At 56.3% G+C, this 19,123-nt stretch carries 21 protein-coding genes; 9 read left to right on the top strand and 12 right to left on the bottom strand.

What is annotated here, in order from left to right:
* Positions 1-22 precede the first annotated feature (22 nt).
* The 7 genes from A3GO_RS0100450 to A3GO_RS21830 all read left to right on the top strand — a co-directional run bounded on the left by A3GO_RS0100450 (position 23) and on the right by A3GO_RS21830 (position 8,295).
* Positions 23-1,132 carry an S-(hydroxymethyl)glutathione dehydrogenase/class III alcohol dehydrogenase gene (locus A3GO_RS0100450; protein ID WP_029131729.1) on the top strand — a complete coding sequence of 370 codons (1,110 nt, stop codon included), beginning with the start codon at positions 23-25 and terminating at the stop codon, positions 1,130-1,132.
* A 9-nt stretch (positions 1,133-1,141) separates the two neighbouring features.
* Positions 1,142-1,978 carry an S-formylglutathione hydrolase gene (gene fghA, locus A3GO_RS0100445; RefSeq protein WP_029131728.1) on the top strand — a complete coding sequence of 279 codons (837 nt, stop codon included), beginning with the start codon at positions 1,142-1,144 and terminating at the stop codon, positions 1,976-1,978.
* A gap of 359 nt (positions 1,979-2,337) precedes the next feature.
* Positions 2,338-2,817: a hypothetical protein gene (locus A3GO_RS0100440; protein ID WP_029131727.1), complete on the top strand. Its 480-nt coding sequence runs from the start codon at positions 2,338-2,340 to the stop codon at positions 2,815-2,817.
* 601 nt (positions 2,818-3,418) lie between these two features.
* Positions 3,419-3,961: a DUF6624 domain-containing protein gene (locus A3GO_RS0100435; RefSeq protein ID WP_029131726.1), complete on the top strand. Its 543-nt coding sequence runs from the start codon at positions 3,419-3,421 to the stop codon at positions 3,959-3,961.
* Between the two features lie 428 nt (positions 3,962-4,389).
* A complete protein-coding gene (locus A3GO_RS0100430; RefSeq protein ID WP_029131725.1) occupies positions 4,390-4,839 on the top strand; it encodes a cache domain-containing protein in 450 nt (149 codons plus the stop codon).
* 174 nt (positions 4,840-5,013) lie between these two features.
* Entirely contained in the window at positions 5,014-6,519 is a 1,506-nt protein-coding gene (locus A3GO_RS25055) for a methyl-accepting chemotaxis protein (protein ID WP_169720343.1), read from the top strand.
* Between the two features lie 519 nt (positions 6,520-7,038).
* Positions 7,039-8,295 (top strand): EAL and HDOD domain-containing protein, encoded by a 1,257-nt coding sequence (locus tag A3GO_RS21830; protein WP_051301675.1) that lies wholly within the window; start codon positions 7,039-7,041, stop codon positions 8,293-8,295.
* Between the two features lie 162 nt (positions 8,296-8,457).
* On the opposite strand, the gene A3GO_RS0100415 is transcribed toward A3GO_RS21830, so the two are convergent.
* A complete protein-coding gene (locus A3GO_RS0100415; RefSeq protein WP_029131724.1) occupies positions 8,458-8,640 on the bottom strand; it encodes a PLDc N-terminal domain-containing protein in 183 nt (60 codons plus the stop codon).
* Positions 8,641-8,931: 291 nt separating this feature from the next.
* Entirely contained in the window at positions 8,932-9,486 is a 555-nt protein-coding gene (thpR, locus tag A3GO_RS0100410; RefSeq protein WP_029131723.1) for an RNA 2',3'-cyclic phosphodiesterase, read from the bottom strand.
* Between the two features lie 172 nt (positions 9,487-9,658).
* Between thpR and A3GO_RS25050 the strand changes: the two genes are divergently transcribed.
* A complete protein-coding gene (locus A3GO_RS25050; RefSeq protein ID WP_051301674.1) occupies positions 9,659-11,152 on the top strand; it encodes a hypothetical protein in 1,494 nt (497 codons plus the stop codon).
* 47 nt (positions 11,153-11,199) lie between these two features.
* Here A3GO_RS25050 and A3GO_RS0100400 read toward each other — a convergent pair whose 3' ends face one another.
* Positions 11,200-11,622, bottom strand: coding sequence for a MarR family transcriptional regulator (locus tag A3GO_RS0100400; RefSeq protein ID WP_335339992.1), 423 nt, complete (start codon positions 11,620-11,622; stop codon positions 11,200-11,202).
* A 78-nt stretch (positions 11,623-11,700) separates the two neighbouring features.
* Here A3GO_RS0100400 and A3GO_RS0100395 point away from each other — a divergent pair, with 78 nt between their 5' ends.
* Positions 11,701-12,261, top strand: coding sequence for a Yip1 family protein (locus A3GO_RS0100395; protein ID WP_029131721.1), 561 nt, complete (start codon positions 11,701-11,703; stop codon positions 12,259-12,261).
* A gap of 26 nt (positions 12,262-12,287) precedes the next feature.
* Here A3GO_RS0100395 and A3GO_RS0100390 read toward each other — a convergent pair whose 3' ends face one another.
* The 9 genes from A3GO_RS0100390 to nrdR form a co-directional block, all read right to left on the bottom strand.
* Complete coding sequence (locus tag A3GO_RS0100390; RefSeq protein ID WP_029131720.1) at positions 12,288-12,956, bottom strand: retropepsin-like aspartic protease family protein; 669 nt, start codon at positions 12,954-12,956, stop codon at positions 12,288-12,290.
* Between the two features lie 33 nt (positions 12,957-12,989).
* Positions 12,990-13,478 carry a phosphatidylglycerophosphatase A family protein gene (locus tag A3GO_RS0100385; protein WP_029131719.1) on the bottom strand — a complete coding sequence of 163 codons (489 nt, stop codon included), beginning with the start codon at positions 13,476-13,478 and terminating at the stop codon, positions 12,990-12,992.
* Positions 13,456-14,427: a thiamine-phosphate kinase gene (thiL, locus tag A3GO_RS0100380; RefSeq protein ID WP_029131718.1), complete on the bottom strand. Its 972-nt coding sequence runs from the start codon at positions 14,425-14,427 to the stop codon at positions 13,456-13,458. The genes A3GO_RS0100385 and thiL overlap by 23 nt, the downstream gene beginning before the upstream one ends.
* Positions 14,428-14,528: 101 nt before the next feature.
* Positions 14,529-14,951 carry a transcription antitermination factor NusB gene (gene nusB / locus A3GO_RS0100375; protein ID WP_029131717.1) on the bottom strand — a complete coding sequence of 141 codons (423 nt, stop codon included), beginning with the start codon at positions 14,949-14,951 and terminating at the stop codon, positions 14,529-14,531.
* A 15-nt stretch (positions 14,952-14,966) separates the two neighbouring features.
* Positions 14,967-15,437 carry a 6,7-dimethyl-8-ribityllumazine synthase gene (gene ribH / locus A3GO_RS0100370; protein ID WP_029131716.1) on the bottom strand — a complete coding sequence of 157 codons (471 nt, stop codon included), beginning with the start codon at positions 15,435-15,437 and terminating at the stop codon, positions 14,967-14,969.
* Positions 15,438-15,503: 66 nt separating this feature from the next.
* Complete coding sequence (gene ribBA / locus A3GO_RS0100365; protein WP_029131715.1) at positions 15,504-16,616, bottom strand: bifunctional 3,4-dihydroxy-2-butanone-4-phosphate synthase/GTP cyclohydrolase II; 1,113 nt, start codon at positions 16,614-16,616, stop codon at positions 15,504-15,506.
* Positions 16,617-16,775: 159 nt separating this feature from the next.
* Positions 16,776-17,441, bottom strand: coding sequence for a riboflavin synthase (locus tag A3GO_RS0100360; RefSeq protein WP_029131714.1), 666 nt, complete (start codon positions 17,439-17,441; stop codon positions 16,776-16,778).
* 4 nt (positions 17,442-17,445) lie between these two features.
* Positions 17,446-18,594, bottom strand: coding sequence for a bifunctional diaminohydroxyphosphoribosylaminopyrimidine deaminase/5-amino-6-(5-phosphoribosylamino)uracil reductase RibD (gene ribD, locus A3GO_RS0100355; protein ID WP_245621626.1), 1,149 nt, complete (start codon positions 18,592-18,594; stop codon positions 17,446-17,448).
* Positions 18,569-19,084, bottom strand: coding sequence for a transcriptional regulator NrdR (gene nrdR / locus A3GO_RS0100350; protein ID WP_029131712.1), 516 nt, complete (start codon positions 19,082-19,084; stop codon positions 18,569-18,571). The genes ribD and nrdR overlap by 26 nt, the downstream gene beginning before the upstream one ends.
* Positions 19,085-19,123 lie beyond the last annotated feature (39 nt).

Below are 19,123 nucleotides of genomic sequence, written 5' to 3'. Positions count from 1 at the left end.
CAACCATTAAGGAGTACACAGCATGAAAGCAAAAGCCGCCGTGGCCTGGGAAGCGAAAAAGCCCCTGTCGATTGAGATGATCGACGTGGAAGGACCAAAAGAGGGGGAGGTGTTGTTAAAAGTGATCGCCTCCGGCGTCTGTCACACCGATGCCTTCACGCTCTCTGGTGACGACCCGGAAGGCGTCTTCCCGTGCGTGCTGGGACACGAGGGCGGCTGCGAAGTGGTGGAGTGCGGCCCCGGGGTGAAAGGCCTGAAACCTGGCGATCACGTGATCCCGCTCTATATCCCGGAGTGTGGCGAGTGCGAGTACTGCCACTCGCCCAAGACCAATCTTTGTCAATCCATTGCCGAGACGGTATGGACCGGCTATATGCCGGATCATAGCCGCCGCTTCTCCATGAATGGCAAACCGATCTATCACTACATGGGTTGTTCCACCTTCTCGGAATATACCGTGGTACCCGAGATCGCCTTGGCCAAGGTGAACAAGGCGGCACCGCTGGACAAGATCTGTCTGCTTGGCTGTGGTGTCACCACCGGCATTGGCGCAGTTCTCAACACCGCCAAGGTGGAACCCGGCTCGAGTGTGGCCGTGTTCGGTCTGGGCGGCATCGGCCTCTCCTGTATCCAGGGCGCGGTCATGGCCAAGGCGGGACGCATCATCGCGGTTGATATCAACCCGGACAAATGGGAGATCGCCAAGGCACTGGGCGCTACCGACTTCGTCAATCCCAAGACACTCAGCGGCAGTGTCACCGAGGCGATTGTCGAGATGACCAACGGCGGAGTCGACTACTCGTTCGAATGCATCGGCAATGTGCACGTGATGCGTGAGGCGCTGGAGTGTTGTCACAACGGCTGGGGCGTCTCCACCATCATCGGGGTCGCCGGTGCCGGACAGGAGATCAGCACCCGGCCGTTCCAACTGGTGACGGGACGCACCTGGAAAGGCACCGCCTTCGGTGGCGTCAAGGGTCGCACCGAACTGCCAGGTTATGTGGACCGTTACATGAACGGTGAGATCGAACTGGACCGCATGGTGACCCACACCATGCCACTGGAGGATATCAACCGTGCCTTCGACCTGATGCACAGCGGTGAGAGCATCCGCTCCGTTATTATCTTCTGAGGCCATGGCATGAAACAGATTGAAAGCATCAAGGAGTTTGGCGGCTGGCTAAACCGTTATCAACACGGTTCGGAGAGCTGTCACTGCGACATGACCTTCTCGGTCTATCTGCCGCCCCAGGCGGCAACAGAAAAAGTCCCGGTGGTTTACTGGCTCTCCGGGCTTACCTGTACCGATGACAACGTACGCACCAAGGCGGGCGCGCAGCGTTATGCAGCAGAACTGGGCATCGCCCTGGTGATACCCGACACCAGCCCGCGTGGTAACGAGGTGGCAGACGAGCCGGAGCGTTACGATCTGGGTCAGGGGGCCGGTTTCTATGTCAACGCCACCCAGCCCCCCTGGTCGCAACATTACCGGATGTACGACTACATCACCCGGGAGCTGCCGGCACTGATCGAGGCGATACTGCCGGTGATTCCCGGCGTCAGGTCGATCACAGGTCACTCCATGGGTGGACACGGAGCACTGATCTGTGCCCTCAAGGAGCCGGGCGCCTATCGCTCCGTCTCCGCCTTTGCCCCCATCTGCCACCCCACGGTGTGTGGTTGGGGAGAGGGCTGTTTTTCGGCTTATCTTGGTAATGATATTGAGGCCTGGAAAGCGTATGACGCCACGGAGCTGATCAAGGCTGGTGCACCAGGGATGCCGCTGCTGATCGACCAGGGAACCGGTGACGAATTTCTTGCCGGCCAGCTCTACCCTGCCGAGCTGCGGGCCGCTTGCGAGGAACGGGGCATTCCGCTCACCCTGCGCATGCAGGATGGCTACGACCACAGCTACCACTTCATCGCCACCTTCATCGGTGAACATCTGGCCTACCACGCAGCCGCATTGAGGAAATAGTTACTCCGTCATGGGGGCCTCGCCGATCACGGGGAGGTCCTCATGTTTTTATTATTGAATTTCAGCCTTTACCCGCGCCACACTGCCAAGACTCCCAACTGCCATAGGTCGAGTTCATAGTGTTCGGGTTCGTTCCGCACCCTGACCTACGAAATTATTGGAAATACAATAAATAATTTTGATTTTCAGGTTATCGGATAGCCCAGTAGTATGAGCGAAAAAGCGCTTACATCCTGATAAAAGCAGGGGATTCATACTCCCATTATCTATTTTGGAAAGTCCCTACAGAGTATCCCGGACACCGGCTCTCATAGTTCCTTGACAAGAACAGTTCAACTAAAACAATAAGGAAGATCGATATGCTATTCAACCTGGAGAGGCAACTGTTTCTGATCATCAGCATCATCTCCGCCACCATTTTTTGGTGTGGCGAGTCGCTGATGCATTTTGCCGTTCTGGATTATGGGCAACCGTTCGAGCTGATTCCAAGTGACTTCAATGAACTTTGGATGCGGGCATTTATCAGCGCCCTGGTAGTCATATTCGGACTCTACGTTCAGAGACAGGTCAATAAAAATCTGGATGTGAAAGAGGCGAAGATGCGCACTCTCAAGGCCACCATGAATACGGTTCATGATCGTGTCGGTAACGCACTTTCCGGGATCAAAATGGTATTGGGCAATGGAAAGAAAAATAACCTTGTTGATGAAGAGATATATCGCAAGGTGATAGCCGTTATCGATGAGACGTTTGATGATTTGCAAAAATTTTCAAACATCGAGGAGATAAAGGAAAAGAGATTTCATAATGACATCTACTTTCTGGAAATAGAAAAATAGTGCGTGCAACATGATGTTGGATGAGGTTCGCTCCTTACCCCAACCTGCTAGCTAGCGACTAGCCAGAACAAAATCAAACAAGAATCCATACGGAGAAATTCATTCTCCAACATTTCCGGTTCACCGCCCCCGTGCTGCTTCATCGGATAGATAAATGAATACCAAGCGCCATAAATGCTGCGCTGTATTTTTTCTGATCAGCTAAGTTTTACCATTGAAACCCGGCATTTTCAGATACCGATATCCGTTTCACTTCGGGATCGGCGTACCCAGACGTAAGGCTTGTATCGGGTTAATGCAGTGGGGATTGCGGCCAAATATTATGCTGGCCGAGAGGGCTCCCGGCAGACTATCAGCCATCATCTGCCCCCTGTGCGCTGTGTGCGGTTCGAATATTAAATAGAGAACATCAGGACATGATGCTTTTGGTGCTCAGACCCCTGCGATTGGGTATCCTGCCAACAGAATCCCCAAAACATCGCTCGGGGTTCGGCTAAACTATCACGGCCGGTAGCGACTGGTCAGTTCAGGTTTTGCAGTCCTGGGGACAACTGACAACCCATCACGAGCCCGTACGAAACTGTTAATTGGAAAAAACTTCATGGTTGTAAATCACAAATTAAAAAATGAACTGCTATCAATGGCTGAAAAAGATCAGCGCGTATTGCGGGAATTGTCCGACAGTGGAGAGTTGGGAGTGGCCGAATATCACCCGCGAATGAAAACGCTTCACCAGAAGAACAGTGCACGCATCAACGAGATCATTAATCGCCATGGGTGGCCGGGCATCAGCCTGGTCGGCAAGGAAGGCTCTGAAGCGGCATGGTTGATTGTTCAGCATGCCATCCTGGATGGCGGACTGATGGAGGAGTGTCTGGTCCTGTTGAAAGCGGCGACGGCTCAGGGAGAGGCAGAGGGTTGGTGTGTCGCCTATCTTGAAGACCGCCTGCTCACCATGTCAGGAAAACCCCAGATCTACGGTACTCAGCATGATATTGATGAAAACGGAATGGCTTATCCCCTGCCGATAAGTGACCCTGAGAAAGTGGACCTGTTGCGCCAGGAGTTGGGACTTGAACCCCTGGCCGAGGCGACACAGCGAATACAAGAGCGGCACAATGCTGCTATCGCCAATCGTAAATAAATTGTGTGATCCCTGGCCTACCCACGGCCGCATTGAGGAAATAGTTCCTCCGACATGGGGGCCTTCCCGGGTACCGGGAGGCCCCCATGTTTTATCCGTATATTTCAGCTTTTTCTAGTGCCAAACTGCCCCCTCCCCCCAAACACCTTAAGTAGAGCTGGCGAGAAGATACCCAACATAAACAGCCAGCATAATGTCGGGTAAACCGCAGAGTTTCAATGGGTGTCCCATATGTATTAATATTTTTTTATGTGCACAAAAAATATTAAAGATTCTGACTGAATGGTCGCTCAACTGGATCAGCGGTCTGGTTGAGCGTGATTAAAATTAACCGGCCGACTGAATATAAATACACGATTGCGCTCAAAGGAATGCCAGTCTTGCATCGTAATATACTGATTTAACTAAATAATCGAGGATCACACTTCATGAAACGCCTTATAAAAACAGCACTGATTGCCCTGGTTTGTCTTCCTTTGATGGCATCGGCAGCCACCCGTGAGGAGGCCAAGGCACTGACAATCAAGGCCATCGCCTATCTCGAACAAAATGGCCTCGACGCTGCAAGTAAAGCTTTTGCGCAAAAAGATAGCGAATTTAACTCAGGGGAACTTTACGTTTTTGTTCAGGATATGGATGGAAATATGCTGATCCATGGCGCCAACCCAAAGCTTAATGGCAAAGGATTGATCAACCTCAAAGATCCCAAAGGTCGCTATTTCGTCAAAGAGATGGTCGATGTGGTCAAAACCAACGGTAGCGGCTGGGTAGACTACATGTGGAAGCACCCGAAAACCGGCCAGTTGACACCCAAGACGTCCTATGTGCAAAAAACAGAGGGTTTCGAAGGTTTTGCCGGAGTGGGGATCTTCCAATAAGCTAACAAGTCCAGTCGGGCCTGATTTTCAGGCCCCATTTTCAATTATCTGTCAGGAAGCAAAGATAACAAGATGACTACCCTCTCAAAGCTGGGCCTCGCTAGGCTGAATATCGGCCCAAAACTTCTTACCAGCCCACTCCTGGTATTGATATTCATGCTGGGATTGGGTGTCATGACTTACGACACACTGTCAAAACAGCGGGATGTCACCTACGCAAAATTCGAACAAAATATGGCGGTTTTTGACGGAAACGCACAGATTGCCCTGGGCCTAACCAAAATACATGCCGACCTTTACCGTGCTATGAATCTGATTAGCATGGGTGCAGACCCCGCGCTAACCCGGAAGCAAATAGAGCAGAGCATGGAGCGGTTAAGCGTCGCCAGGAAGCAGGTAAAGTCTGACGAACTCGCGCAATTGGTTTCCAGTTACGCCTCCAATATTCAGGAGGCCATAGATATGGCGGATATCGACAATACCGCCGCAACCATGATGATGGAAAATGCGGCCAAGGTGTTCGAGGTACTGGACAAGTCGGTCAACTCCGCCATGAACGAATCCAGAGCCGACAACCAACAGATGCTGGTCGAATCTCGTGAAAAGATTGACTTAACCATTCGAACCTTTTCCATTGTCCTGTTTGCTGCGGCGGTGATCTCCATTCTGGCTGCATTATGGATATCCAAGACGATTAAAGTGCAAGTTGCAGAGGTGGGGAAAGGAGTTACCCAAGCCGCAAGAGGCGATCTCACAACCCGGATCAATGTGGCGACCAAAGATGAACTGGGCACTATGGCCGAAGAATTCAACAGGTTTATCGAAGGCCTGCATGATCTAATTGGACACATTGCAGACTCCTCGCGGGAAGTCAGCACTGCCTCATCCCATCTATCGGGCATATCAGACGACACCAACCATTTAATCACCAAGCAGCATAGTGCAACGGATCAAGTGGCTACCGCGGTAACAGAATTAACTTCCACGGTACAGGAAGTAGCGCGAAATGCCTCAGATGCCGCTAATGCCGCAAAGGATGCGGAGCAATATGCTCGCGAGGGAAATCACGTTGTTATGCAAACTGTCGAAGCCATACAGTCACTGGCCATCGATGTGGAAAACGCATCAACAGTGATCCAGAAACTTGATGGAGACGCCGAGAACATCGGAACCATACTGGATGTCATTAAAGGTATCGCAGAACAAACCAATCTGCTGGCGCTTAATGCAGCCATTGAGGCCGCCCGGGCAGGTGAACAGGGCCGTGGTTTTGCGGTGGTGGCCGATGAGGTACGAAATCTGGCCGGCCGAACCCAGAAGTCCACGACAGAGATCGAGGCCATGATCGAAAGGCTCCAATTGGGCGCACAAAATGCTGTACGGGTGATGGGCGAGGGCAAGACGAAAGCACAAGCGACCGTCGATCAATCTGCTGCTGCAGGTCAGGCGCTGGAGCGAATTAGCCAGGCAGTAGCAACCATCAATGATATGAATTCACAGATTGCCTGCGCTGCTGAAGAACAGAGTGTGGTTACTGAAGATATCCATCGCAACGTCATTACTATTAGCGATATTTCAGAAAGTAGTTCTAAAAGTGGCCACCAAACTGCGCTGGCCAGCAACCAATTGGAAAGTTTGGCAAACGAACTTTCCCGTCAAGTAGAGCAGTTCAAACTGTAAAGCTATAAACCGGCACCTGCATTGCCACCCTTCAATTACATGATCGGTTCGCAAGCCATGGTTAGATGAAAAATCGGTTCTATTCCGCTAATCAATATGAAAGGGTGGACAACATTAATTAGATGTTCCTTACAACCACAGTGCATTCGCTATTCTACGATAAAGAGGCAATAGCTTAGGAAACAGCCAGGAACGTAGTGCGCTCCCTATACAATAGACCATCAGAAACATCAAACAATCTGCCTGCCTGAAACTGAAGACCAGCAGGGGCGTTGATTTCTCCGCCGGGGAACCGCTCCCCCTCCTGCTTTATCTGTATAGAATACCAAAAAGGATTGGATTCTCATCATTCCGTCGACACTGTCAATAACATGACACTTTACAGAATTCGTCACCACGACAGCCATCCGTGTATAATAGCCGCCGGCGGTCTTTGCGACGTTGTGGCCGCAAAAAAATAGCAGACATGCCTAGTGCTTGTGTTCCCAGCAATGATGATTCCCATCCAGGATCGGCCGTATGTCCAACCAGCCTCCAGACTGCCTCTATTCCGACATCTTTTTTGCCCGGCAACCGATCTTCGACCGCAGTGGCTCAATCTGGGGTTACGAGTTGCTGTATCGCAAGAGCGCCGACTGCCGTACGGCACAGATCGACGACTATGATCTGGCCACCGCCTGTGTCGCCACTGCCGGTCTGGTTTGTCCCGATACCGATTTCAAGCCGTCCAAGCGGATTTTCATCAATTACACCGAAAAACTGCTGCTTAACGGGGCTCCCAAGGGCCTGCCCCCAGGAGTTACCGTGGTCGAGGTGCTGGAATCGGTATCGGCCAGTCCCGAGGTGATCAAGGCTATCATTGAACTGAAACAGGAGGGTTACCTGATCGCCATTGACGATTATCGGGGTGAAGCCAATCTGTCGCAGTTAATGGAGTATGCCGACATTATCAAGATTGACCTGTTGGGACTGGAACTGGAACAGATTGCCGCACTGGTGGCGCGGGTGCCAGAGCGGGTGCTCACACTGGCCGAGAAAGTGGAGAACCCGGCTCACGTGCCTCACTTGCAGGAGATGGGCTTCGACCTGTTTCAGGGATACTATTTTGCCCACCCGCAGACCATCTCGGGCAAGAAACTCTCGGCGACCTGTTTCTCCAAGATCAAGACCCTGACGTTACTTGAACAGGAAGAGGCGACACCCCAGGACTACACCCGCCTGATCGAGCGTGACCCCAGCATTGCCTTCCGTCTACTGCGGCTCCTCAATTCAGCGGCGTTCTGTTTTTCGGTGAAGATCAAGTCTATTCAGCATGCCATTTCCCTGCTGGGGATGGTACGGCTCAAATACTGGCTGCGCATGGTGGTGTTGTCAGACATGGGGACCCGCAAAATCACCCCTGAACTCTATCGCATGTCCATTGTACGGGCGCGTTTTTTCGAATTGCTGATTGCCGAGGATACCCAGCGCGGAGAACTGGAGCCAGACAGCCTGTTTCTATTCGGCCTGCTGTCACTGCTCGATGTAATGCTCGACGTGGGTATGGATCAGTTGCTGCCGATACTGTCGTTGCAGGAACCGCTGGCCCAGGGACTGTTGACCGGCAAGGGGCGTTTTGGGACATACCTGAACCTGGTGACCGCTATTGAGACGGCGGACAGCGAAGCTATCAGCCAGCAGGCCCGGCTATTGCAAATCGAGGAGCATCTGATCTCAGGCGTCTGGCGTGAGGCGATGCTGTGGGGTAACGAGGTCGAACAACAGGCCGAGATCTAGCCCGGCTGGGTGAATCCATTATGGATTACCTGATTACCCCCTAACCCGGCCGTATTCTGGAAAAATATTAGCCGCGAATGAAACCTATCCGGCCATAGTCCAGGTTTGGTGAGTAATCAGGATAGATTAAGCAAAGGATCTCTCCGCGCGAAGCCGGAAACATCAGGTCGATTTTGGTCCGAGCAATAACCACAGGATAAAGCCAACGACCGGCAGCACCAGTATCAACACGACCCACAGCACCTTGCTACCGGTGCCCGCACGGCTTTGAAAGACGTTTACAATGGCCCATATGTCCGCAATGAGCACTAAAAGCCCCAACAGGCCACTCACTTCAATCCCCATATCTACTCCCTTTATTTATCCATACCTGCATAAAAAACAGCCTATTGACTAGTGAGGATAGGACATCCGTATAAAAATACCTGACTACCCAGCTAACCCGGCCGTATCCAGAAAAAATATTATCCGCGAAAGCAAGCGAATAACACCAATAATGTTAATTTGCAGAGCAATACCTTCTGGTCTGGACGGTGTCTGTCGCTTTCGGGCATGGAGCACGAGGTTATCGCTGGAGCATGGATCAAATAATTACGGAGCAAGATGATACAAGCGCGTGTAGAACACGATTGGAGATCAGAGGAGCTGGTTTCTGCCAATACCGATCAGAGGGTAGGTGCGCTCTATCCGGTACACCGCACCTTCCTGCCGGGTATCGCTGGAGAAGAGCACAAACTCAAGAATTCGGACAGGGTCAAGTTCCAGCAAATCGCTCTGCTGCAGGAACCGTTCAATCCTCGATTTAGACACGCCCGCCTTGTAGCGGGCCAGGGTGATGTGGGGACGAAATCGCTTGGTATCGACTGGGATATCCGCCTGCAACAGGGCAACCGACAGACGCCTCTGCAGGGCCAATAGCCCTTCACAAGGTGCCACTCCCGCCCAGAGTACCCCACCTTTGGCGTGACCGTATCGCCCCAGCCCCTTGATCTGAAGCGGAACCTCCCGGGCATGGAGGCCACAAACGGTCCGGTGCACCTGTTCAATATCCGCCACACCAATAAAGCAGAGGGTAAGGTGCAGCCCTTCCCTGCTCACCGGGCGTACCCCGGCACCCGGCCTGGGCTGAAAGGCCAGCAGGACATTCTTGACCACATCGGGAATATCCAGCGCCAGAAAAAGTCGTTTCACATCAAAACAGACTCCGTATCATCGGGGGACCAACCAACATCTCCGCTGTCGCACTGCGGGTATAGCCGATTTATAACCCATTTTGAAGGATTGTACTGCGCGACAGCTACACTCTCTATTGGGCTACAGGCTTTCACCACTGCCCACAATATAGATTGCTTCAGGAGGGTCTGTGAGCGTCTGTTCAGGGCGATCGCGTCGCCACTTCACTACCGGCATAACCGGTCTGCTGCTATCAATACTGCTGGCCGGTTGCGGCACATCACCACCCATTCAGAATTCAGTCGACACCTTACATCCCGGCTGCTCGCAACTGTTTGTGGAGAGTGACCGGATTATCGACCAGGCCGGACGGCGCGACCAGGGGGTTAGCCAAATTCCGGGATTTCCCTATCTGCGCAGCAACCGCTTCCTGGCCTCCTTCCGTAACGAGGTCTCTGGTATCGGTCAACTGGAGCAATGGACCGGTCACCTGGCCACCCTGGACCGGGTGACCCGGCGCCTGGAAACTAACAATCTTCCCGATACCACTGTCCGCCAAAAAGCTCAGTCACAACTGCCCGAACTGGACCGTTGCCGGGAGCGGCTGCGCCAGGCACTGCTGCTTGATCCGGCATCTATTGGCAGGCTTCGCGCAGCAACTGTGGTGGCGAATGATTATGTGATGAGTTGGCGGGTATTCGGCCTTTATCCATTAACGGCGCCATTGGTATCACTGGGCATACAGCGGTGGCATGACAACGCGCAATCACGTTATGCGCGGCCGCTGACCGAATTACCCGTGTCCGGTAAACTCATACGGTGGTCCACACGGCGACTGAATCCCGTCGAAAGCGCCTTACCTGACTGGGGACACGACGCACTGGGGATTCCAATCTTGAGCGAGGACAGGGCCAGACGGCTGTTTATCCGCCACGCCCCGGTGTGGGAGGTGGATGTGACCAGCGACGACGACCGTATCGGCACGGTGAAGTGGATGGACGGCGGCACGGTGGACACCCGCACCGCCACCGAATATCAGCTGATCAGCTACACCCGCTTCCAGGACCGGATACTGCTGCAACTCAATTATCTGGTCTGGTTCCCGGCACGCCCGAGTCGTGATATTTATGGCGGGCATCTGGACGGCCTGCTCTGGCGTGTGACACTCGGGCCGGACGGTACTCCCTGGCTGTATGACAGCATCCATCAATGCGGCTGTTACTACATGGCATTTCCGACCGCACGGCTGCAATTGCGTCCGACCCGGCAACCGTTTACCGAGCCACCACTGGTGCCGCAAGCGGCTCCCCTCGGCTCCCCGGTATTGCGCATCGCCCCGGTCACCCACTACATCGAACGACTCTATCCGCCAGGCACGGGGCAGAACACCCTGACCATGCAAAGCCAGCCCTATGATCGGCTGCGTTCCCTGCCCGCAGACTCAGGCAATCACAGCCTGTTTTCCGACCACGGTCTGGTGACGGGCAGCGCGCGACCGGAACGGTTTATTCTCTGGCCCATGGGCATTCGCTCACCGGGGGCCATGCGCCAGGTCGGCCGCCACGCCATCGCCTTTGTCGGTCGGCGCCACTTTGATGATCCGTTTCTGATCCCCTCACTGTTCGAGCTGAAGTCGAAGCAGACCCATGGTGAACAGCAAATGGATTCCGACAAACCGCATTAGACAAACTGAGCTTACCTGAAGGTATCTCTCGAATAGCCCTGTCGGCTTCACTCCCAGCCCGGCAACCGGAACTCTTCCCGCAACAGTTGCAACTCCGGCTGGTGCCGCTGGGCAATGCACTCAACCAGTCGAGCCCCCTTTTCCAGCAGATGCACTTCAATCCGCCGCCGATCCTCGCGGCCCCGCTTGCGCTCCACCAGTCCCACCTGTTCACAGCGATCCACCAGCGCAACCGTGCCGTGGTGCTTGGCCTGAAGACGCTCGGCCAACTCTCCCACCGTCGCCCACTCCCGCCCCTGAAAACCCTTCAGGTGCAGCAACAACTGATATTGCAACGAAGTCACGCCATACTCACTGCACAGATCCTCGCTATAGCGCAAAAAACAGCGCAGTCGATAGCGGAAATGCGAAAGACGCTCAAAATCCCGCTTGCTCAACGAATCAAGACTACTGGCTGGACCGATTTCCAAGGTACTCCCCTTGACACACTTTTGAAGGACAACTACTTTTTATATCATAGTATGATATTTAAACAGCGGAGGTGACCCATGCACTTTGCCCACCTGATTCAGACCCCTTTCTCCTCCAGCACGGGATGGGACGAACTGCGCAGCCGCCGACCCTCAGTTGTTTCACTGGTCATGTTCATCGTCCTGCCGATGTCACTGATCCCGCCGGTTATGCTCTATTATGCCGGCACCCACTATGGCGATGCCTTCATTCCCGGGTTTGGCGACAAGGCGTGGCAGTTCATCACCACCATCTTCTTTCTGGCAGAACTGTTGAGCTTTGCCGTAATGGGCTGGTTGATTCATGAAGTTGCCGGCACCCACCATCCCGAGATAAGCCTGCATGACACCTACCTGCTGGCCGCCCTGGCACCGATTCCACTCTGGCTCTCAGCCCTGGGACTGCTGATCCCCAGCCTGGTGGTCAACATGCTCATTGCGCTCGCCGCGCTGGCCGCCTCCTGTCTCCTGGTCTATCACGGACTTCAGGGACTTAAACTGATACGGGAGGACGTGGAGGCAATGTCGGTCACCTATACCATCATGGCCGCCAGTGTCATCGCCTGGGCAATGCTATTGTCAATTATTTGGGCGTTCTAGCGAACAGACGCAAGCCGGGGACCTGATCAGAACTTGCTCTGCAGGACCATCAGGGTGCCCTTGTGCTCCATCTTCACCCGGCTGAGAAAACTCATGCCGAGCAGTACCCGGTGCGGGCTGTTGCCTTCCACCACCACGGCCTCGACCTGTTGCAGCGCCAGTTCACCCACCTGCACCTGATCGAGCGTGATGGCATAGGCCTTGGCAAAACCGGAAGCAGTGCGCACGCCGGTCTTCTCTCCCCGAATGCGGTAGGGGATACCCAGACGCTTCGCTTCCACCTCACTCATGGCAATGGTGGTGGCGCCAGTATCCACCAACATGTCCACCATGCGGCCGTTGATGCTACCCATGGTGTTGTAGGAGCCGCGATTATCCGCCCAGATTTTCACCTCGGCCATATGCCGCTGGGCGAAGTGACCACCGACCTGCGAACCCAGGCTGTAACTATCCCGCTTGCCATTCACCTCGATTACCGCCCCGTTGGCGTCGGCGGAGACCAGCAGCACCCCCTCCGGACTCTTCTGACCGGCCCTGAGCAGCCGCTGTTTACCATCGATCTGCAACATCGCCTTATCGGCAAACAGGGCCATCACCCGGACTTTCTCCACGGCCAGCACTGACGCCGACCAAAGCAGGCAACCCGGAAAGAGTAATAAAATGGCGAAGTGGCGTTTAGAGGGTAAGCGGGTCATGCTGTTTTCTCCGTCAGATCCGGCATTGCTTTCCTAGACTAACAGATACGCAGCCAGTTGAATGAGGGCAAGACCAAAGATTCCAGCCAACACGTCATCCAGCATAATCCCCAACCCGCCGGAGACCCGTCGGTCGAGCCAGCCGATCGGCCAGGGCTTGAGGATATCGAACAGGCGGAACAGGCAGAACCCCGCCAGCAACCAGTACCAGCCCGGGGGCGCCATCCACATGGTGAGCAGAAAGCCGACCCACTCATCCCAGACGATGCCGCCGTGGTCATGTACTCCCAGATCCCGGGAGGTGCGGCCGCAGAGCCAGATACCGAGCAGGAACAGCAGCAGCACCAAAACCAGATACTGCAGATTGGCCAGAGGCTGGAGCAGCAGATAGAGGGGTACCGCCGCCAGTGTGCCGAAGGTGCCGGGAGCCTTGGGCGCCGCACCGGAGCCCAGGCCAAAGGCCAGCAGATGGATCGGGTTATGCCAGTTTGGCCGCAGTTCAGGGTGCACTGAAATGGTCATATCCTCCCTGGACGAGGGCAATGGGGTTGCCTGCTTCATCGGTGCAGCTAATGCCGCTACCGGCCTCGATTCGGCCGATCAGGCTCAACGGGACTTCCAGTCGCTGCCCAACCGCCTCTACCCTCGCCTGACGGGCGGCCGGGATAATGAGGCAGAGCTCATAATCATCCCCGGCAGCAAGTGGTATCGACCAGTCTCCCGTGGTCTGCAAATAAGCGGCCACTGGTTCGGAGAGGGGAATGGCCGCCTGCCGGATGGTCGCGCCAACGCCGCTCTTGTCACAGATATGCCCCAGATCGGAAAGCAGGCCATCAGAGATATCGATCGCTCCTGTGGCCAGGTCACGCAGGGCCTGGGCCACTTCAATACGGGGTTCGGGCCGATCCAGCCGCCGCTGCAAAACCACACGTTGATCCCCTGCGTCATAACGGCCGCTGGCGGCCAGCAGGGCCAGCCCGGCATCACCCAGGGTACCGGTCACATAGATCAGATCACCCGGTTTAGCCGCGTCACGCCGCAACGCCTGGCCCGGCTCGACAAAGCCATGCGCCTGTACCGAGATACTCAGGGGACCGCGTGTGGTATCCCCTCCCACCAGTTGCACCTGGTAGCGGGAGGCCAGCGCGGCGAAACCACGACAAAACGCCTCGATCCACGCCTCATCCACCCTCGGCAGGGTCAGGGCCAGGGTGACCCAGGCGGGCTCGGCGCCCATCGCCGCCAGGTCACTGAGATTGACCGCCAGTGCCTTGTGCCCGAGGGATTCGGCATCGGCGCCGGGCAGGAAATGGGTACCCTCGACCAGGGTATCGATACTGACCGCCAGCAGCTTGCCCTCGGGAACCTGCAACAGGGCGCAGTCATCTCCCGCCCCCAACGGCACATCCGCCCGCTCCGCGCCGAGACGGGAGAAGTAGCGTTCGATCAGTTGGAATTCGGAGGCCGGCATGATGTTTGGCGGTACCCTGTGTTCAATCGGCGCCCACAGGGCGCCCTATACAATAGGGCGGGTGATGCCCGCCAAAACGGACCTGCAGCGATAGGCGCCAGCTACTTCTTCAGCTCGCCCTTGCGCAGTTGACGGGCCAGCTTGTCCAGCACACCGTTGACATACTTGTGGCCCTGCTCGGCGCCAAACACCTTGGACAGCTCGATCGACTCGTTGATGATCACCTTGTAGGGCACCTCCAACTGGTAGCGCAGTTCGAATGCGCCGAGGCGCAGAATCGCCCGCTCGACCGGATCGACGCTCTCGATGGAGCGGTCAAGATAGGGCCCCAGCAGTTCATCCAGCTCATCCAGATGGGCCGGTACGCCGTGCAGCAAGGCCTCGAAGTAGGCCAGTTCGAAACTGTCCGGCTTCTGATCCGCCACGAACTGATTGCGGATATCCTTGATATCCTGACCCGCGACCTGCCACTGGTAGATGGCCTGTACCGCGTGATGCCTGGCCTGGCTTCGTTTTTTGCTCATTCAGTCGATGCTCATTCAGTCGATCTGGCGCAAGACATTGACCATCTCGATAGCGGACATAGCTGCTTCCGCCCCCTTGTTGCCGGCCTTGGTGCCGGCCCGCTCGATGGCCTGCTCGATGGTATCCACCGTCAATACGCCAAAGGCGATCGGCACCTGATGCTTGAGGGTCACCTGGGCCATGCCCTTGACACACTCGCCGGCGACAAAATCAAAGTGCGGCGTACCACCACGAATCACCGCACCCAGCGCGACAATGGCGTCATAGCCGCCCTTGGCCGCCAGTTTCTCCAGCACCAGCGGCATCTCGAACGCACCGGGCACCCGCACGATGGTGATATCGGCATCACTGGCGCCATGGCGCTTGAGGGCATCAATCGCCCCATCCAGCAGACTCTCAACGACAAAACTGTTGAATCGCGCCACCACCAGGCAGAAGCGTGCGCTCTGTACCGTCAGTGAACCCTCTATGGTTTTAATAGCCATCTTTTTATACAACCTTAGTTTGCGGGAAGCTTCCCGATTGAATAATTTAACAGGGCGGCAGGGCTCTTATTCACAGGCCACGTACTCGACGATCTCCAGATCGAATCCGGAGATGGCGTGCAGGCTCTTCGGCGCGCTCAGCACGCGCATCTTCTGCACACCCAGATCACACAGGATCTGCGCGCCGATGCCGTAGGTACGCAGGTGACGCTTGGGGTCCCTGGCCGGCACGTTCTGGTCCTTGTCGTGATACTGGAAATCGCGCATGCGCTGGATCATGTCCCGGGTGGTGTCATGATTACGCAGCACCACGATAATGCCCGAACCCGCCTGGGCGATCTGCTTCATGGCATTACGCAGCGGCCAGCTGCAACCGACATGATTGGTGGAGAACAGATCACACAGGGTATTCTGCATATGTACCCGCACCAGCACCGGCTGGCTGGTATCCACGTCGCCGATCACCAGAGCCAGATGCAATTCCGGATCAACACAATCCTGATAGGCCACCAGGCGAAAATCACCATACTCGGTCGGCAGAGTGCACTCACTGACCCGCTCGATGGTCTTCTCATTGCTGACCCTGTAGTGAATCAGGTCGGCAATGGTACCGATCTTCAGATTGTGCTCCTGGGCGAACTTCTCCAGGTCGGGCCTGCGTGCCATGCTGCCGTCCTCATTGAGGATTTCGACAATCGCCGCCGCCGGGTTGAAGCCGGCCAGCCGGGCCAGGTCGCAACCGGCCTCGGTATGTCCGGCCCGCACCAGCACACCGCCGGGCTGCGCCATCAACGGAAAGATGTGGCCGGGCTGCACCAGATCCTGGGGCATGGCATCCTCTTTGACCGCCGCCAGCACCGTGGTGGCGCGATCCGCCGCAGAGATACCGGTGGTCACGCCCTCGGCCGCCTCGATGGAGACGGTAAAGTTGGTGGCGTGCTGGGATTCGTTGACTCCCACCATCAGGGGCAGCCGCAACTGCTGGCAGCGCTCCTTGGTCAGGGTCAGGCAGATCAGTCCGCGCCCGTAACGGGCCATGAAGTTGATCGCCTCGGGCGTCACCGCCTCGGCAGCCATCAGCAGATCACCCTCGTTCTCGCGATCCTCGTCATCCATGATGATCACCATCCGGCCCTGACGGAGATCCTCGATTATTTCTTCTGTCGTATTAAAAGCCATAGTCACTACCGTGCCTCGAAGCACCGAAAAATAGCAGAAAAGTGTAACAAAGCCGGGGGAAACACCCAAGACATTAAAATGTTGATGGGCGGATGCGCCGCCTTTATCCCCCACGTCCTCAATTTCAGCCCGGGGGTGGGCCTTACACTGTCTTTAAAATCAGCGCAGGAATCCGCGCTCCGCCAGCAGCGCCAGAGTGACACCCGAATCGGCTCTGGCCGGTTCGGCCGCTTGCTCGCCCAGCAGCAGCCGCTCCAGATAACGCGCCAGCAGATCCACCTCCAGATTGACCCGACTGCCCGGCCGGTAATCGGCCGTGATGGTCTCCTGCTGGGTGTGGGGGACGATATTCAGATCGAACCGGTGACCGTCCACCGCATTGACCGTCAGGCTGGCCCCATCAATACAGATCGATCCCTTGTGGGCAATATAGCGTGCCAGCGCCTTCGGGGCCTCAACCAGAAAACGGATGGAACGCGCCTCTTCGCGGCGCTCCAGGATGCTCCCCACCCCATCCACATGACCGCTGACCAGATGGCCACCCAGCGGTGTACTCAGGGTCAGCGCCTTCTCCAGATTGACCCGACTGCCCACCGCCAGATCGGACAGCGTGCTGAGGGCCAGGGTCTCGCGTGAGACATCGGCCACATAGCCATCACCGGTCAGCTCGATCACCGTCAGGCAGACCCCGTTGGTGGCAATGCTGTCGCCCAGCTGCACATCCGCCAGTGGCAGCTTGTTGCTGCGAATCGCCAGGCGCAGATCACCGCCGCGGAGTTCGCGGCCGGCAAGGGTACCGACAGCCTGAATAATACCTGTGAACATCTTGTTATCCACCTTGAATAATGCGTGTGGGTCGCGCCCTGATCCGCAGGTCTGCGCCGACCGAACGCAGGTCCAGGATCTCCAGCGTGATACGGTCTTTCATTTCAGTCAGGGCCGGCAGATTAAGCAGTCCCCGGGCATCGCTGCCCATCAGGATCGGTGCCGCATAGATAACCAGCTCGTCCACCACATCCGCCGCTACCGCCGCCCCGGCCAGGGTGGGACCGGATTCGATCAGCACCTCATTGATACCGCTCTGCGCCAGTCTCTCCATCAGCAGATCCAGATCGATCCCGATACCGTGGCGCGGCAGCAGGATCACCTCGGCACCCACCGCCAACAAGGCCTGTCGCCGCTTCTCGTTCTCGGAGGTGGTAACAATCAGTGTTTCTCCCGGTAGACTCAGCAGTCTGGCGGCGGGGGATATCTGCAGATCGGGATCCAGCACCACCCGCAGCGGCTGCAGCAGGTAGGCAGCGGACTCCACCCCCGGCAGTTCGGCGACACTCAGCCGCACATTCATGGACGGATTGTCTGCCAGCACCGTACCGATGCCGGTAACAATGGCATCACTGCGGGCACGCAGCCGCTGCACATCTTTCCGTGCTTCAGCACCGGTAATCCATTTGCTCTCGCCACTGGCCATGGCGGTGCGCCCGTCCAGGCTCATGGCCAACTTGCAGCGCACGAAGGGCCGGCCACGACTCATGCGCGCGATAAAACCGGGATTCAGGGCCATCGCCTGATCCGTCATCACCCCCTGGTCAACCCGGATGCCGGCTGCTTCCAGCTGGGCAATCCCCTGCCCGGCTACCCGTGGATTAGGGTCTGTCATAGCCACCACCACCCGCGCCACGCCGGCCTCTATCAGACCATCGCTGCAGGGTGGTGTCCTGCCATGATGGCAACAGGGTTCCAGAGTCACGTAGGCGGTGGCGCCGCGCGCCCGCTCCCCGGCCTCTGCCAGGGCGTTGCGTTCCGCATGAGGCTCACCGGCACGACGGTGAAAGCCCTCACCGACAATTTCTCCCTCACGCACCAGCACACAGCCGACGCGGGGATTGGGATGGGTGGTGTAAATGCCCTGTTCGGCCAGGCGGATCGCCCGGGCCATAAAACTGAAATCCTCAGGCGTCATCGTCTTTGTCGCCATTGAGCAGATCCAGCTGATGACGGCGTACATCCGGCGGCAACTGTTTCTCCAGCCGCTCTATCTCTTCACGGAAGGCATTCACATCCTCGAAACTTCGATAGACCGAGGCGAAACGCACATAGGCCACCTGGTCCAGCGCCCGTAGCTCCTCCATGACCCACTCGCCGATCTGCCGCGACGGCACTTCGCGCTCGCCATGGGCCAGCAGTTTGCGGCGGATGTGGCTGATTGCCTCCTCCACCTGTTCGGTGCTGACCGGGCGTTTTTCCAGGGCGCGGGACATGCCGGAGGCCAGCTTGCGACCATCAAATGGCACCCGGCTGCCATCCTGCTTGATCAGCAAGGGCAGGGTCAGCTCGGCCGTCTCGTAAGTGGTGAAACGCTCCTTGCAGATGGCGCATTCACGTCGCCGGCGCACCTGATCCCCATCCCCGAACAGCCGGGAATCCACCACTTTGGTATCCTGGGCACCACAGAAAGGGCATCGCATGATCTAGGGCCTGAAGAGTGGGGCCGGATCTAACCCGGC

Origin of the sequence: Sedimenticola selenatireducens DSM 17993 (assembly GCF_000428045.1) — a bacterium.
Lineage (GTDB): Bacteria > Pseudomonadota > Gammaproteobacteria > Chromatiales > Chromatiaceae > Sedimenticola > Sedimenticola selenatireducens.
Note: the sequence above shows the minus strand (reverse complement) of the source record. Positions and strands in the feature narration are given on the sequence as shown.

Coding starts and splice junctions, on each gene's coding strand:
- A3GO_RS0100450 (WP_029131729.1), top strand. CDS start 23: ATGAAAGCAAAAGCCGCCGTGGCCTGGGAAGCGAAAAAGCCCCTGTCG.
- fghA (WP_029131728.1), top strand. CDS start 1,142: ATGAAACAGATTGAAAGCATCAAGGAGTTTGGCGGCTGGCTAAACCGT.
- A3GO_RS0100440 (WP_029131727.1), top strand. CDS start 2,338: ATGCTATTCAACCTGGAGAGGCAACTGTTTCTGATCATCAGCATCATC.
- A3GO_RS0100435 (WP_029131726.1), top strand. CDS start 3,419: ATGGTTGTAAATCACAAATTAAAAAATGAACTGCTATCAATGGCTGAA.
- A3GO_RS0100430 (WP_029131725.1), top strand. CDS start 4,390: ATGAAACGCCTTATAAAAACAGCACTGATTGCCCTGGTTTGTCTTCCT.
- A3GO_RS25055 (WP_169720343.1), top strand. CDS start 5,014: ATGACTTACGACACACTGTCAAAACAGCGGGATGTCACCTACGCAAAA.
- A3GO_RS21830 (WP_051301675.1), top strand. CDS start 7,039: ATGTCCAACCAGCCTCCAGACTGCCTCTATTCCGACATCTTTTTTGCC.
- A3GO_RS0100415 (WP_029131724.1), bottom strand. CDS start 8,640: ATGGGGATTGAAGTGAGTGGCCTGTTGGGGCTTTTAGTGCTCATTGCG.
- A3GO_RS0100395 (WP_029131721.1), top strand. CDS start 11,701: ATGCACTTTGCCCACCTGATTCAGACCCCTTTCTCCTCCAGCACGGGA.
- A3GO_RS0100390 (WP_029131720.1), bottom strand. CDS start 12,956: ATGACCCGCTTACCCTCTAAACGCCACTTCGCCATTTTATTACTCTTT.
- A3GO_RS0100385 (WP_029131719.1), bottom strand. CDS start 13,478: ATGACCATTTCAGTGCACCCTGAACTGCGGCCAAACTGGCATAACCCG.
- thiL (WP_029131718.1), bottom strand. CDS start 14,427: ATGCCGGCCTCCGAATTCCAACTGATCGAACGCTACTTCTCCCGTCTC.
- nusB (WP_029131717.1), bottom strand. CDS start 14,951: ATGAGCAAAAAACGAAGCCAGGCCAGGCATCACGCGGTACAGGCCATC.
- ribH (WP_029131716.1), bottom strand. CDS start 15,437: ATGGCTATTAAAACCATAGAGGGTTCACTGACGGTACAGAGCGCACGC.
- ribBA (WP_029131715.1), bottom strand. CDS start 16,616: ATGGCTTTTAATACGACAGAAGAAATAATCGAGGATCTCCGTCAGGGC.
- A3GO_RS0100360 (WP_029131714.1), bottom strand. CDS start 17,441: ATGTTCACAGGTATTATTCAGGCTGTCGGTACCCTTGCCGGCCGCGAA.
- ribD (WP_245621626.1), bottom strand. CDS start 18,594: ATGGCGACAAAGACGATGACGCCTGAGGATTTCAGTTTTATGGCCCGG.
- nrdR (WP_029131712.1), bottom strand. CDS start 19,084: ATGCGATGCCCTTTCTGTGGTGCCCAGGATACCAAAGTGGTGGATTCC.